We start from the raw sequence: 13,972 nt of genomic DNA on the forward strand, positions 1-13,972 counted from the left end.
AGGGATTCGCGGAGGATCGGGAACTGTGGGCACCAGGGGCAAGCGAAGGCGCGTACCCGAGAAGCGCAAGGCGAGACCGGCCGTGGTCGGCGGGGTGATCGCCGTGGCCGTCGTCGGCGCGGGCGTCGGCGCCTACGCGCTGTACGACGGCGGCGCCTCGGCCGAGGCGCGCACGTCAACCACCGCCGACCACAAGGCGATCAAGACGGGCCCGCTGTCGGCGACCGAGATCCAGACCACCGCGAAGCGGTACCTGGCCGACTGGCAGCAGGGCAAGGTCGCCCAGGCCGCCGCCACGACCGACAGGTCGACGGCGGCCGCCGCCCTGCTCACCGGGTACACGAAGAACGCCCACATGAAGGGCATCACCGTCACCGAGGGCACCCCCACCGGCGCCAAGGTCCCCTTCTCGGTGAAGTGCACGGTGTCGTACAAGGGCATCAACAAGCCCATGTCGTACGCGAGTTCACTCACGGTCGTGCGCAGCGCGAAGGACGGCAAGCCGTACGTGCAGTGGCACGCCTCCGTCGTCCACCCGGACCTCGCGGACGGCGACACCCTGGTCACGGGCGAGTCCGGCACCCCGCCGATCAAGGCCTACGACCGTGACGGCGGCGAGCTGACGGTCGCCAAGTACCCGTCCCTGGGGCCGGTGTTGGACGGCCTGCGGGAGAAGTTCGGCAAGAAGGCCGGCGGCAAGGCGGGCATCGAGCTCCAGGTGATCCGGGGCAAGAAGTCCAAGCAGTCCGACAAGACCCTCGTCGAGCTGAGCAAGGGCACCCCGGGCAAGGTGAAGACGACGCTCAGCCCGACCCTCCAGGCGGCGGCCGAGAAACAGGTCGACAAGCAGAAGAACTCCTCGGTCGTCATGATGCGCCCCTCGACCGGCGAGATCCTGGCCGTGGCGAACGCCTCGCACGGCTTCAACGTGGCCTTCCAGGGCTCCCTCGCCCCCGGTTCCACGATGAAGATCGTGACGTCGACGATGCTCTTCGAGAAGAACCTGATCACCCCGGACGCGTCCCACCCCTGCCCCAAGACGTACAAGCTGGCGGGCTGGACCTTCCACAACGACGACGACTCGGAGATCAAGAAGGGCACGTTCAAGATGGCCTTCGGGGCCTCCTGCAACAACGCCTTCATCAACTTCGCGCCCAAGCTCAGCAACAGCGACCTCACGACCGAGGCCCAGCAGGTCTACGGCCTCGGCATGAACAACTGGGCCATCGGCGTCCCCACCTTCGACGGCTCGGTCCCGGTGCAGAGCGGCGCGCAGATGGGCGCCTCGCTGATCGGCCAGGGCGGGGTCCGCATGAACCCGCTGAACATGGCGTCGGTCGCCGCGACGGTCGACACGGGCACCTTCCACCAGCCGTACCTGGTCTCCCCGACGGTCGACAACCGCACGATCGCGAAGGCCTCGCGCACGATGTCGTCGACGACGCAGGCCGAGCTGAAGGAGGTCATGAAGTACACGGCGGACTACGGCACGGCGGCCCAGGCGATGTCCGGGCTCGGTCCGGACTACGGCGCGAAGACCGGCTCGGCGGAGGTCGACGGCCAGAAGAAGCCCAACGGCTGGTTCACCGCGTACAAGGGCGACCTCGTCGCCGCGGGCGTCGTCCAGGCGGGCGGCCACGGCGGCGACACCGCGGGCCCGATCGTGGCGGCCCTGCTCAAGCTGGGCGACAGCCTCGGCGGCTGACCCCCGGCCCGAGCCCGCTGAGCCCCTGAACGTCTCCGGGGCTCGGCTGATCCTCTGTGCGGCTCAGCTCGCGACCGGCGCGGTGGCCATATAGGTCCGCCGCAGGAACCGCATGATCGTCTTCGTCTCGAACTGGACGACGGAGACGCCCTGTTCGGAGTGGAACTCGACCACGGCCTGCACCCGCCCGCACGGCCACACCCGCACCTCGCCGCTGCCGGCCGGGGAACGCAGCCCCTGCTCCAGCAGCTCGCGGTCGAAGGTCCATTCGTGCGGTCCGGGCAGGCCGATACGGACGGCTCGGGGATCGGATTCGGGGTCGTACCGCAGGACGACGGGGACCGCGTCAGCATCCAGCCGGTCCACGTCCTCGTCGGTGACGATATGGGCTCGCGCGTACTGTTCGACTACGGACATCGGGCGGCCCCTTACGCTGAGTGACCTGTGTGAAAGCTATGCATCCGCTTCCACTACCCAAATGTCGCACATTTTCTCGGGAGCGCCCTCCGGGGCGACAGATCTCACATGTCGGCGTGAGACTCTCTGGCTCTTGCAAAGCAGTCGCAATAGCCATCTAAAATCATCCCGTGCATGTGCCTGACGGATTCATAGACGCCCCCGTATCCGCCGCGACCGGTGTGGTCGCCGCGGCCGCCATCGCCGTGAGCCTGCGCGGCGCGCGCCGCGAGCTCGACGAGCGCACGGCACCACTCGCGGGCCTGGTCGCCGCGTTCATCTTCGCCGTGCAGATGCTCAACTTCCCGGTCGCGGCCGGCACCAGCGGCCACCTGCTGGGCGGCGCGCTGGCCGCGATCCTGGTCGGCCCCTACACCGGCGTGCTCTGCGTCTCGGTCGTCCTGCTCATGCAGGGCATCCTGTTCGCGGACGGCGGTCTGACCGCGCTCGGCGTGAACATCACCGACATGGCGATCACGACGACGGTCGTGGCGTACGCGGTCTTCCGCGGCCTGGTGAAGGTGTTGCCCCGCACCCGCCGCTCGATCACCGCCGCGTCCTTCCTCGCGGCCCTGCTCTCGGTCCCCGCGGCCGCCCTCGTCTTCACGCTCCTCTACTCCCTCGGCGGCACGACGGACGTCTCCCTCACCAAGGTCGCCACCGCGATGATCGGCGTCCATGTCCTCATCGGCATCGGCGAGGCCGCGATCACCGCGCTGACGGTGGGCGCCGTGATCGCCGTACGCCCGGATCTGGTCCACGGCGCACGTGGCCTTGAGCAGCGCCTCAAGTTGCGCGTGAACGGCGAACTCGTGGACGCGCAGGCCCCGTTGGAGCCGGTCGCGGCCCGTGGGCCCTCTCGCCGCAAGCTGTGGATCACCGGCCTGGTGGCCTCCCTCCTCCTCGCCGGTTTCGTCAGCTTCTACGCCTCCTCGAACCCCGACGGCCTGGAGAAGGTGGCCGCCGACCAGGGCATCGACCGCCAGGCGAAGGAGCACGCCTCGGCGGACTCCCCGCTGGCCGACTACGGCGTCCGAGACGTCGGCGACGCCCGGCTCTCCGGAGGCCTCGCGGGCGTGATCGGCGTGGGCGTGACGGTCGTGGCGGGCACCGGGGTCTTCTGGGCGGTCCGCAAGCGCCGTAGCACCTCGCAGGTGGCCTGACATGGGCGCGGGCCACGCCCACCGCCTCTACCGGCACGGCCACTCACGGGTCCACGCGCTGCCCCCGCACACCAAACTGGCCGCCGTCTTCGCCTTCGTGGTGGTCGTGGTCTCGACCCCGCGCGAGGCGATGTGGGCGTTCGCCGTCTACGCCGTCCTCCTCGCGTGCGTCGCGTACACGGCCCGCGTCCCCGCGGGCTTCCTGCTCCGCCGTCTGCTGATCGAGATCCCGTTCGTGGCGTTCGCGGTGCTGATGCCCTTCGTGGCGGAGGGCGACCAAGTCACCGTCCTGGGCGTGCAGTTGAGCGTGAACGGCCTCTGGGGCGCGTGGAACGTCCTCGCGAAGGGCACGCTGGGCGTAGCCGCCTCCGTCCTCCTGGCCTCGACCACCGAACTCCGCGAACTCCTCCTCGGCCTACAGCGGTTGAAGCTCCCGCCCCTCCTCGTCCAGATCGCGTCCTTCATGATCCGCTACGGCGATGTCATCACGGACGAGATGCGGCGGATGCGGATCGCCCGCGAGTCACGGGGTTTCGAGGCCCGGGGTGTCCGCCACTGGGGTGTGCTCGCGAAGTCGGCGGGCGCGTTGTTCATCCGCTCCTACGAACGCGGGGAGCGGGTCCATCTCGCCATGGTGAGCCGGGGTTACACCGGTTCGATGCCGGTGATCGACGAGGTGACCGCGTCCAGGGCGCAGTGGTCGTACGCCCTCGCACTGCCGTCAGCCGCCCTTGTCGTATGCCTGTTGGGATGGACGCTGTGACCGATTCCCTTTCGCTGGAGGTCTCTGGCCTCGCCTTCGCCTACCCCGACGGCCAACAGGCCCTGTTCGGCGTCGACTTCACCGTCGCGCGCGGCGAACGGGTCGCCCTGCTCGGCCCGAACGGCGCCGGCAAGACCACCCTGGTGCTGCACCTCAACGGCATCCTCACGGCCGGCGCCGGGACGGTGACGGTGGCCGGACTCCCGGTCGGCAAGCGGCACATGGCGGAGATCAGGCGCCGGGTCGGGATCGTGTTCCAGGATCCCGACGACCAGTTGTTCATGCCGACGGTCCGCGAGGACGTGGCGTTCGGCCCGGCGGCGGCCGGGATGAAGGGCGCGGAGCTGGAGCAACGGGTGCGTACGGCACTGGAGTTGGTGGGGATGGCGGAGTTCGCGGACCGGCCCCCGCACCACCTGTCGTTCGGGCAGCGGCGGCGCGTCGCCGTCGCCACGGTGTTGGCGATGGAGCCGGAGATCCTCGTCCTGGACGAGCCCTCCTCCAACCTCGACCCCGCCTCGCGCCGCGAACTGGCCGACATCCTGCGGTCGTTGGACGTGACGGTCCTCATGGTCACGCACGACCTGCCGTACGCGCTGGAGTTGTGCCCGCGCGCGCTGATCCTGAGCGAGGGCGTGATCGCGGCGGACGGGAAGACCGGTGAACTGCTCTCCGACGAGGCGTTGATGCGCGCCCATCGCCTGGAGTTGCCCTTCGGGTTCGACCCGCGGTCCGTGACAATGGGCGCGTGACGAACGAGGAGCACAAGGATCACGCCGCTGCCGGGTCGCTGCTCCTCGACGAGCAGTTGTGCTTCGCGCTGTACGCGGCCCAGCGGGCGCTGACGGCCGCGTACCGCCCCCTCCTGGAGGAGCTGGAGCTGACCTACCCGCAGTACCTCGTCCTCCTCGTCCTGTGGGAGCGCGGCGAGAGCACGGTCAAGGACCTCGCGACCGCGCTCCACCTCGACTACGGCACCCTGTCACCGCTGCTGAAGCGCCTGGAGACAGCGGGCCTGGTCCACCGGGAGCGCGCGGCACACGACGAGCGCTCGGTGCTGGTCGTGTGCACGGAACGGGGTACGGCCCTCAGGGAGCGCGCGGCCCGGGTGCCGGGTGCGCTGCTGGCGGCGACGGAGCTGGAGATGCCGGAGGTCTCGCGGCTGCGGGCGGAGCTGTGGCGGCTGGCGGAGCGCGCGGAGGCGGCGGCGGACCGGGCACGCTGATCCCCTGACCCGCTGACCTCGGGTTACCGGCGGTTCGTGCCCCCTGAAAGACACGGTCGACCTACTCACCAGTATCTTGTGCACGATGTAGTTGCGCGCTCTCGTGTTTCCGCCCCCGGGGGAGGTCCCGCCATGACCGACGACACCGCTGCCACCACTGACACCGCTGCCATCGCTGTCGACACCCGTCCGACGAAGATCATGTACGTCGCCGAGGCCACCGCCCACGGCGGCCGGGACGGTTTCGTCAGCAGCCAGGACGGCCAGCTCGCCCTCCAGGTCGCGATGCCCCCGGCGCTGGGCGGCGACGGCAACGGCACCAACCCCGAGCAGCTCTTCGCGGCCGGCTACAGCTCCTGCTTCCACAACGCGCTGGTCCTGGTCGGCCGCAGGGCGGGCTTCGACCTGACCGGTTCCACGGTCGCCGCGAAGGTCGGCATCGGCCCCAACAAGCAGCGCGGCTACGGCCTCGCGGTCGCCCTGAGCGTGTCCCTGCCGATCCTCGACCCGGACATCGCGGCGAAGCTGGTGGACGCGGCGCACGAGGTCTGCCCGTACTCGAACGCGACCCGCGGGAACATCGACGTCACGATCCTGCTTGGTTGAGAGAGGACGGACGGCGGGACGAGGAGCGCGGGCGTGGACGTGAACGGGTTGGTGGCCGAGGGCTTCGAGCCGGTCAGGGATGCGTTCGTGGGGAACTTCGAGGCGCGCGGGGACCGGGGCGCGGCCGTGACGGTGTACCGGCACGGGCACCGGGTCGTGGACCTCTGGGCGGGCACGAAGGACGTGGACGGCAGCGCTCCCTGGGAGCGGGGCACGGCCCAGATCGTCCGCTCGGCGACGAAGGGCGTGGCAGCCGCCGCCCTGCTCCTGCTCGCACAGCGCGGGGAGCTGGACCTGGACGCTCCGGTCGGCGAGTACTGGCCGGAGTACAAGGCGGCGGGCAAGGACCGGACCCTCGTGTGGCATCTGATCGCGCATCGCGCGGGTGTGCCGGTGCTGGACCGGCCGCTGACCCCGGTGCAGGCCGCCGATCCAGTACTGGCCGCTGAGGCGGTCGCGGCGCAGGCGCCTGTGTGGGAACCGGGCACGGATCACGGCTATCACGCGCAGACGTACAGCTGGCTCACCGGTGAGCTGGTGCGGCGGGTGACGGGACGGTCGATCGGGGCCTGGATCGCGGACGAGATCGCGGGTCCGGTCGGGGCGGACATGTGGGTGGGCCTTCCGGCGAGCGAGGCGGGCCGGGTGGGCCGGGTCGCGCAGCTGGAGGCCGTGACATCGGACACAGGCGTCCTCCGCGCCCGCCCCAAGCGCTCGGTCTCCGAGGCCTACGCGGACCCCGACTCCCTCACCCGGCGCGCGTTCGGGGCGATCACCCCGATGCCGGACGAGAACGACCCGGCGTACCAGGCCGCCGTACTCCCCGCGTCGAACGGCATCGCGACGGCGGACGGACTGGCCCGTTTCTACGCGTCGCTGATCGGTGAAGTGGACGGCGGGGCACGGCTGTTCACCCCCGAGACGGTCGAGCTGGCCCGTGCGGAACGCTCGTCGGGACCGGACCGTGTGCTGGTGATCAACACCCGTTTCGGCCTCGGCTACATGCTGCACGGCAGCGCGTCCCCGCTCCTCTCCGACAGCTCCTTCGGCCACCCCGGACGGGGCGGCGCGCTGGGCTTCGCGGACCCCGCGTCGGGCATCGCGTTCGGGTATGTGACGAATTCGTTCCGCAAGAGCGTGACGGCTGATCCACGGGCGCAGGCCCTGGTCAGGGCGGTGCGCGGCGCCCTGACGTAGCGCACTGGTACGGCCACGGCTGTCGGTGCCACGGCCTGCGTTCACCGACCTGGGGCAACAATGAGGTATGCGCTGCTGTCTCTCCGCTCCCCTCGCGGCTCTCGCCGCGCTCCCCACTCCCTACGACGTCCTGCGCTCCGGCACACTCCTCGCCCCCGCGCTGCTGCGTGCCGCCCACGTCCGTCCCGCGCGCGGTGGACACCGCCAACTGGCCGCCGTCCACCTGGAGTTGGTCACCCTCACCGAGGACAGCGCCGTCATCACCTGGCACACCCGGACCCCCGGCACCGACGACGGCTTCGGCAACCCGCTCCCCGCGGTCACGGAGGGCGAGGTCGTCTACGGCACCCACCCGGCCCACCTGAACCGCACCGCGGCCGAGGAGCGCCTCACCGCGCACCACCAGGTGGAGCTGACCGGCCTGGAACCCGGGCAGACGTACTACTACCGGGCGCGCTCCCGGGGTGTCCCCGCCGTACCGACCCCGCTGCACCACGTGCGCGGCAACGCGGTCGGCACCTCCCGGCACGGTTTCGGGGGCTCACGGACCGGCACGTACTCCTTCACCACGCCCCAGCCCCCGCCCGGCAGGCACCTGTTGTCGATCGCCCTCTGCAACGACCTGCACCTCGGCGAGACCACCGCGGGCCTGGTCGCCGGCGTGCCCGGCATGCGCGGGATATCGCAGGCGGCGGGTCTCGCGGCCTATCCGGAGATCATGAGCCGGGCGCTGGTCGAGGAGGCCCGGCGGCGCGGCGCGGACGTGCTGCTGGCCGCCGGGGACCTGTCGGCGGGCGGCGGGCCGCGGGACGTGACCGCGGCGCGGCGCATCCTGGACGGCTTCGGCGCGCTCGGCCGGGACTACCTCGTCGTCCGCGGCAACCACGACCGCCCGCCGGCCCACTGGGCCGACCCCTTCGGCGACACGTTCACCTCCACCGGCACCCCGGGCTACTTCGCGCACGACCTCGGCGGACTGCGCGTCCTCGGCCTCGACACCTACGCCAAGGCGGGCAACGGCGGCGACGCGGGCGGCCTGGGTGCCGAGCAACTGTCCTGGTTCCAGGCCCAGTTGAGGGCGGACCCGGAGCGGCCGACGCTCGTCTTCGGCCACCATCCGCTGACGGTACGGGACTCCGTGTTCCCGGTGACGCGGGGCCAGAGCCTCGACCGGAAGCAGGCCCGCGCGATCGTCGACGCGTACGTCTCGGCGCCGGGCGTCTTCCTGCACCACGCGGGGCACACCCACCGCAACAAGAGAACCGTCCTGAACCGCGCCCCGCACGTCGTCCAGCAGGAGGTCGCCGCCGCCAAGGACTACCCCGGCGGTTTCTCCCTGCTGCGGATCCACTCCGGCGGCTACGCCCTCAACCACTACAAGGCCGGCGCCGCCGAGGCCCGTGAGTGGGGCGAGCGCGCCCGGCGCGTGGCGGGCGGACTGTGGCCGCACCACGCGCTGGGCCGCTCGGCCACGGACCGCAACAGCGTCCGCGCCCACGACCTGTCCGGCGTCGTGCCGCGTCAGCCGTCGGACTCCGGCGACGGGAGGTAGGCGCCGGGCACGTCGTTCGGGGCGTAGACCTTCTTGTCGCCGGGGTACGGCCTGGTCCAGTCGTGGGTCTGGTACCAGGTGTAGCGGTTCATCTGGGTGGGGTTGGCGTAGTCGGGCACGGCGTTCGGGCCGGTCAGCCGCTGGTGCGAGGCCCAGGTCTTCCACTGGGCGGCGAGCTTCCGCTCGGCCTGCGGCACCGCGACGGAGGTCGGCGCTGCCGCCGCCCTGGTGTCCTGGGCCGCCGGGGTGTCCGAGCCGCAGGACGGCTGGGGGCTCACGCCGAGGGTCAGCGAGGTGCGGTTGGGCACCGCCGTGAACGGGGTGTCGTCCGCCTTCTTCGTGAACGCCCCGTACATCGGGGTGGCCGCGCTGTCGAGCTGGTTCATCGGGTGGATGCCGAGGATCTGCTCGACCGTGCGCACCATGGTGATCTGCGAGTAGTAGTGGTTGTCGACCGTGCCGTGCTCGGCGTACGGGCTGATGACCTGGACCGGGGCGCGGTGCCCGTCGACGTGGTCGAGGCCGGCCTGGGAGTCGTCCTCGACGACGAAGATCGCCGAGTCCTTCCAGTACGAACTGTGGGTGATCGTGTCGACCATCCGGCCGACCGCGAGGTCGTTGTCGGCGACCTCGGCGGCGGCGTTGGCCGGGCCGCCGGTGTGGTCGTTGGAGAACCAGAACATGTTCAGGTTCGCCGGGCCGTTCTTCTCGAAGTCCTGCTTCCAGATCTGCTCTTTGTAGATGTCCGGGACGTCGAGGTCGAACAGCGGGAAGCCCTGCACCGACACGTCGTTGAGGGAGGGGATCGCCGACCCCGTCTTGATCGGATAGGCGGTTTCGGCCCCCGTCGCGGCCATGTTCTTGCTGTCGCAGTACAGGTTCTGCCAGTTCGCGCCGGCCGGCTTGGTCTCCAGGGACTGGAACTCGCCGAAGTCCTTGACGCTCTTCCCGGCCGCCTGCGCGCCGGTCCAGATGAAGCCGGACTTCTGGTGGCCCAGCACGTCGTTCTCGGTGTCGTAGCTGCGCGTGTACTCGCCGGCCGAGGACTCCGTGTACTCCGGGTTGTCCGACTGCATCAGCCAGTTGTGGCCCTCGGCGGAGTTGGTGCCGATGTCGTAGAAGTTGTCGTACAGCCCGAACTGCTCGGCCAGCGCGTGCTGGTTGGGCGTCACGTTCTCGCCGAACTGGGTGAGCGAGGCGTCCCCGTCGCCCTGCGGGAGGTCGCCGTAGACCTGGTCGTAGGTCCGGTTCTCCTTCACGAGCAGGAAGACGTGCTTGATCGTCGAGGGGTCGCCGATGCGCGCGGGGACCGGGACGGCCTTCGCGTGGCTCTTGTTCCTGGCGGTGGTGACGGAGCCGGGCGTCCAGCCGTTCTGCCGGAAGACCTTGGCGGTCTGCGACCTGATGGTGAGGTCGCTGGGCAGGGTGAACCGCGTGAGGCTCGACGTCGTGTCGTGGGTGTTGTGGCCGGCGGCGTCCGGGCGGAGCGCGTCCACCCCCCGCGTGTTGGAGACGACGACCTGCTTGCCGACGGTGGTGATCTCCGAGGGGAAGTAGTCCGTGGGGAGCAGGCCGATGTAGCGGGCGGGCTGCTGCGGGGAGGTGTAGCGGTAGACGGCGACCGCGTTGGCCCGGCCGAGCGTCACCAGCAGGCGGCCGTCGCCGGTGAGCGTCACCGCGTTCGGCTCGTAGCCGACGGACGCCTCGGGCCACGGCTGGGTGGCGATGGTCTGCACGACCTTGCCCTTGCGGGTGTCGATGACCGAGACGCTGTTGTCGGCGGTGTTGGTGACGAACACCGCGCCGTTCTTCGCGTACACGGCGGTCGGGTGCAGTCCTACGGCGATGGTTCCTACGGCGGCTGCCGGGTCCGCCGTGTCGATGACGCTGACGGTGCCGGTGGTGCTGGCGCCGGTCTTCGGGTTGGCGACGACGTCCGTGCCGTAGGAGTTGATGGTGGTGTCGCCGGGCTTCGCGGGGCGGCCGCCCTCGTTGCTGACGTACAACGTGCCGCCGACCAGGGCGATTCCGCGCGGGGCGTCGCCAACTGCCCAGGTCTGCTTGACGGTTCCGGTGGCCGCGTCGATGGCGACGACCTTGTTCTGGCCGTTGACCGCCGAGTACACGGTGGAGCCGTCGGCGGAGAACACGGCCGCGCCGACGAGGGCCTGCTTGGTGCCATCGGCCGCTATCGGCACGGCAGTTGGGGCGGAGAGGGTGCCGTCGGCGGCGACGGTGAACTTCGTGTAGCCGTTCGCCTGCCCGAGCCACAGCTGCTTGCCGTCGGGCGAGTAGGTCGGGCCTTCCTGGCCCACGGCCGCGCTGGTGATGCGCAGGCCGTCCGCCGCGTTGGTGCCGATCTTCTGCTCGACCTGCCCGGTCGCGAGGTCCATGACGATCAGGGAGGCGTCCCCGTCGGTGACCGAGGCCGCGAGGTGGGTGCCGTCCGGGCTGACCGTCGACGACATGATCTTGCCGTCGTTGACGACGGTACGGCTGCCGTACGGCTTGATGTACTGGTCGCTGGAGATGACCTGGCCGTTGGCGGTGGTCTGGCCGACCTGCTGGGTGCCGAACCGGTACGTCGAGGCGACCGCGGTGCCCGTGACACCGAGGGCGACGGCGATACCGGCCGTCACCAGCACGGCCCGGCGGCCGACCCGTCTGCCGAAGAGGTTGACCTGCTCCTTCTCACTGACCCGGCGTTGCCGCGTTACCTGCATGGACCTATCCCTTCGAGGTGGTGTCGAGCAGGTCGACGTTGCCGTCGAACTGCCAGAGCGGGTTCGGGGTGTCCCCGGTCGAAGTCCGGACCAGGAAGTAGCCGTTGACTTCCTTCGGCCCGTCGCCGTCGGCCACGTACCGTCCGTCCGGGCCGATGTCGAGCTGGTAGATCGCCGTCCCCGTGACCGCGACACCGGGGAGGTGCCAACTCACCACGCAGCGCCAGTCGTTGCCGGGTCCCTCCTGGGCGGCCTGCCCGTCGCTCTTGGTGCAGGCCGCCGAGGTCCGCAGCTGCGCCTCGGTGACGGCGGGACGGTGGAGCTGGCCGGTCTGCATCCGGTAGAGGTGGGCGAAGGCGGTGGCGAGGGACCGCTGGACCTTGTCCTGCCCGATCCCGGAACCCGTCGAGGGGGTGGCCACGGCGACCGCCCCGACGGTGAGGGCGGTCAGCGCGGCGAGCGGCAGCAGGCCTACGGTGAGCGCGCGGCGCCCGGACCCGTCGTAGGCCGGGTTGGTGAAGTCCCGCCGTACGAACAGCAGACAGGCCAGTGCGGTGGCGAGCGCGGCCCACACGAGGCTGACCGCGACGCCGACGAGGAGCGGGGCGAGCTGGGCCGGACTGGTGAACAGGCCGTTCCAGGAGATGAAGGCGTAACCGGGCAGGGCGAGGCGGACGGCCACCGGCAGCGGCAGCATCTGGGCGACCTGCATCGCGAGCGCGACCAGCGGGGGCAGCAGCAGCCCCATCGGGGACCGCCCCAGCGCGACCGATCCGAGGAGTCCGATCGCGGCGAGGGCCAGGGTCGGGGCGAGCGCGCAGAGCCAGGCGAGCAGCGCCCGGCCGGCGGCGTCCCCCGGCGCCAGCAGATGACCGTCGAGACCGACCAACTGCCGGTTCCCGACCGCCAGTAGCCCGCCGACCACGCTGGAACCGACCAGCCCGGCCACCAGCATCAGGATGACGGTGAGACTGGCGAGGGCCTTCGCCGCGAAGATCCGCCGGGGCGAGCGGACCGCCACCAGCAGATGACGCCAGGTGCCGAGCCGGTCCTCGGCGGCGAACACGTCACCGGCGACGACCGAGGTCAGCAACGGCAGCGCCCAGGTGCCCGCGAACCCCAGCACCACCAGCGGTCCGGCCCACCCCGTGGTGAGCATCCAGCGCCCGAAGAGCGTGTCGGAGGGCAGCGTGCTCTGCTGACTCACCCCGGCGACGAAGAGCGCGGGCGCGATCCAGCACGCGAGTACCAGCAGCCGGATCCGCCACTGCGAGACGAGCTTGACCAGTTCGAAGCGGTAGGCGCGGGCGACCGGAACACGCCGGGTGACAGCGGCGGGCCCGGTGACGATGACGGTGGCGGTCATCGACCGTCCTCCCGGCGCTCGGTGAGGGCGAGGAACGCGGCCTCAAGTGGCGATATGACAGGGGCGAGTTCACGCACCGCGACCCCCGACCGCACCAGCCCCGCGACGAGTTCATCGAGAGCGGGCACAAGGGCGCGCACGACGAGGACCTCGCCGTCCTGCTGGACGCCGTCGAGGACCCGTACCCCGGCCGTGCCGTCGGCCTGCCGACGTGCGGCGTCCGGGTCGGATGTCCGCACCCGGTAGTCGAGTTCACGGTTCTCGGCGGCGAGCTTGTTCAGCGGCCCGGAGAACACCACGCGTCCGGTGTCGAGGATGGTGACCTCGGCGCACAACGCCTCCAGGTCGTCCATGTGATGACTGGAGAGCACCACGCTCGTGCCCTCCGCGGCGAGCCGGTTGAGAACACGGTGCACGTGTCTCTTCCCGGCCGGATCAAGGCCGTTGGCGGGTTCGTCGAGCACGAGCAGCCGGGGTCTGGTGAGCAGGGCGGCGGCGAGCCCGAGCCGCTGGCGCATGCCGAGGGAGAAGCCGCGGGCCTTGTCGTCGGCGACATCGGTGAGCCCGACCTGGTCGAGCACGTCGTCGATCCCCGCGGTCCGCGCGTCCTCGCCCCGGAGGCCGGCCAGCGCGGCGAGGTTCTGCCGGGCGGTGAGCGACGGATACAGACCGGGCGCGTCCACGAACCCCGCGACGCCGTCCGGCACGGCGAGCGCACGCTCCACCGGCGTGCCCAGGATCTCCAGCCGACCGCCGTCGGGGACGGCCAGCCCCAGCAGCAGGCCGAGCAGTGTCGTCTTCCCGGCGCCGTTCGGTCCGACCAGTCCGTGGATCTGCCCCTGTGTCACGTCCAGGTCGACGCTGTCGAGTGCGACGACATCGCCGAAACACCTGGTGATCCCACTGGCCCGGACCGCGTGGAGTGTGTCCATGAGGCCCCTTCTCTTCCTGAATCCTCAGGGACCCTAGGGACAACACACATCCCGCACACAGCCAGTTGACTGAACGCCCAGGGAACGGATCGTCAAGCCGACGGCAAGTCGGGTAAACGAGCAGTCTGGACGGGCCGGGTCAACCAGCCCGCAGCATCAGCCCGATACCGACGACGAGGAGAGCGGCGGCGGCGATACGCGGCGCCCCGAACCGCTCCTTGAAGAACACGGCACCGATCGCCGCGCCGACGATGATCGATGTCATACCGGGCTCATACAGTGTT

The 13,972-nt window shown here is 70.7% G+C and carries 13 protein-coding genes; 8 read left to right on the plus strand and 5 right to left on the minus strand.

From position 1 onward, the window contains the following. The first annotated feature begins 25 nt into the window (after positions 1-25). Entirely contained in the window at positions 26-1,705 is a 1,680-nt protein-coding gene (locus R2B38_RS16050) for a penicillin-binding transpeptidase domain-containing protein (protein ID WP_318016840.1), read from the plus strand. A gap of 63 nt (positions 1,706-1,768) precedes the next feature. Here R2B38_RS16050 and R2B38_RS16055 read toward each other — a convergent pair whose 3' ends face one another. Beyond that, on the minus strand, positions 1,769-2,122 hold the full coding sequence (locus tag R2B38_RS16055) for an SsgA family sporulation/cell division regulator (RefSeq protein WP_033285627.1): 354 nt from the start codon (positions 2,120-2,122) through the stop codon (positions 1,769-1,771). A gap of 170 nt (positions 2,123-2,292) precedes the next feature. Between R2B38_RS16055 and R2B38_RS16060 the strand changes: the two genes are divergently transcribed. The 7 genes from R2B38_RS16060 (at position 2,293) to R2B38_RS16090 (ending at position 8,667) form a co-directional block, all read left to right on the plus strand. After that, positions 2,293-3,324 carry an energy-coupling factor ABC transporter permease gene (locus tag R2B38_RS16060; RefSeq protein ID WP_318016841.1) on the plus strand — a complete coding sequence of 344 codons (1,032 nt, stop codon included), beginning with the start codon at positions 2,293-2,295 and terminating at the stop codon, positions 3,322-3,324. Position 3,325: 1 nt separating this feature from the next. Next, positions 3,326-4,087: a cobalt ECF transporter T component CbiQ gene (cbiQ, locus tag R2B38_RS16065; RefSeq protein WP_318016842.1), complete on the plus strand. Its 762-nt coding sequence runs from the start codon at positions 3,326-3,328 to the stop codon at positions 4,085-4,087. After that, on the plus strand, positions 4,075-4,839 hold the full coding sequence (locus tag R2B38_RS16070; protein WP_318016843.1) for an energy-coupling factor ABC transporter ATP-binding protein: 765 nt from the start codon (positions 4,075-4,077) through the stop codon (positions 4,837-4,839). Before cbiQ ends, R2B38_RS16070 begins: the two co-directional genes overlap by 13 nt. Next, the gene (locus R2B38_RS16075) at positions 4,836-5,312 is read left to right on the plus strand and encodes a MarR family transcriptional regulator (protein ID WP_318016844.1); all 477 of its coding nucleotides are present in this window, start codon (positions 4,836-4,838) and stop codon (positions 5,310-5,312) included. The genes R2B38_RS16070 and R2B38_RS16075 overlap by 4 nt, the downstream gene beginning before the upstream one ends. A gap of 132 nt (positions 5,313-5,444) precedes the next feature. After that, positions 5,445-5,918, plus strand: a complete 474-nt coding sequence (locus tag R2B38_RS16080; protein ID WP_318016845.1) for an organic hydroperoxide resistance protein — start codon at positions 5,445-5,447, stop codon at positions 5,916-5,918. A 33-nt stretch (positions 5,919-5,951) separates the two neighbouring features. Continuing rightward, on the plus strand, positions 5,952-7,115 hold the full coding sequence (locus tag R2B38_RS16085) for a serine hydrolase domain-containing protein (protein ID WP_318016846.1): 1,164 nt from the start codon (positions 5,952-5,954) through the stop codon (positions 7,113-7,115). A 67-nt stretch (positions 7,116-7,182) separates the two neighbouring features. Further along, a complete protein-coding gene (locus tag R2B38_RS16090) occupies positions 7,183-8,667 on the plus strand; it encodes a metallophosphoesterase family protein (protein WP_318016847.1) in 1,485 nt (494 codons plus the stop codon). Here the strand turns inward: R2B38_RS16090 and R2B38_RS16095 are convergent. The 4 genes from R2B38_RS16095 to R2B38_RS16110 form a co-directional block, all read right to left on the minus strand. Next, positions 8,637-11,390: an alkaline phosphatase family protein gene (locus R2B38_RS16095; protein WP_318016848.1), complete on the minus strand. Its 2,754-nt coding sequence runs from the start codon at positions 11,388-11,390 to the stop codon at positions 8,637-8,639. The genes R2B38_RS16090 and R2B38_RS16095 overlap by 31 nt on opposite strands. Before the next feature lie 4 nt (positions 11,391-11,394). Further along, on the minus strand, positions 11,395-12,756 hold the full coding sequence (locus R2B38_RS16100; protein ID WP_318016849.1) for an ABC transporter permease: 1,362 nt from the start codon (positions 12,754-12,756) through the stop codon (positions 11,395-11,397). Continuing rightward, a complete protein-coding gene (locus R2B38_RS16105) occupies positions 12,753-13,688 on the minus strand; it encodes an ABC transporter ATP-binding protein (protein WP_318016850.1) in 936 nt (311 codons plus the stop codon). Before R2B38_RS16105 ends, R2B38_RS16100 begins: the two co-directional genes overlap by 4 nt. A gap of 139 nt (positions 13,689-13,827) precedes the next feature. Next, positions 13,828-13,953, minus strand: coding sequence for a hypothetical protein (locus R2B38_RS16110; protein WP_318021951.1), 126 nt, complete (start codon positions 13,951-13,953; stop codon positions 13,828-13,830). Between the last annotated feature and the right edge of the window lie 19 nt (positions 13,954-13,972).

The sequence above is a fragment of the Streptomyces sp. N50 genome, from assembly GCF_033335955.1.
In the GTDB taxonomy this organism is placed as follows: Bacteria; Actinomycetota; Actinomycetes; order Streptomycetales; family Streptomycetaceae; genus Streptomyces.

Excerpts from the sequence above, each read along its gene's own strand:
- R2B38_RS16095 (WP_318016848.1), bottom strand. The coding sequence starts at position 11,390 with ATGCAGGTAACGCGGCAACGCCGGGTCAGTGAGAAGGAGCAGGTCAAC.
- R2B38_RS16105 (WP_318016850.1), bottom strand. The coding sequence starts at position 13,688 with ATGGACACACTCCACGCGGTCCGGGCCAGTGGGATCACCAGGTGTTTC.
- R2B38_RS16110 (WP_318021951.1), bottom strand. The coding sequence starts at position 13,953 with ATGACATCGATCATCGTCGGCGCGGCGATCGGTGCCGTGTTCTTCAAG.
- R2B38_RS16055 (WP_033285627.1), bottom strand. The coding sequence starts at position 2,122 with ATGTCCGTAGTCGAACAGTACGCGCGAGCCCATATCGTCACCGACGAG.
- R2B38_RS16090 (WP_318016847.1), top strand. The coding sequence starts at position 7,183 with ATGCGCTGCTGTCTCTCCGCTCCCCTCGCGGCTCTCGCCGCGCTCCCC.
- cbiQ (WP_318016842.1), top strand. The coding sequence starts at position 3,326 with ATGGGCGCGGGCCACGCCCACCGCCTCTACCGGCACGGCCACTCACGG.
- R2B38_RS16100 (WP_318016849.1), bottom strand. The coding sequence starts at position 12,756 with ATGACCGCCACCGTCATCGTCACCGGGCCCGCCGCTGTCACCCGGCGT.
- R2B38_RS16070 (WP_318016843.1), top strand. The coding sequence starts at position 4,075 with ATGGACGCTGTGACCGATTCCCTTTCGCTGGAGGTCTCTGGCCTCGCC.
- R2B38_RS16080 (WP_318016845.1), top strand. The coding sequence starts at position 5,445 with ATGACCGACGACACCGCTGCCACCACTGACACCGCTGCCATCGCTGTC.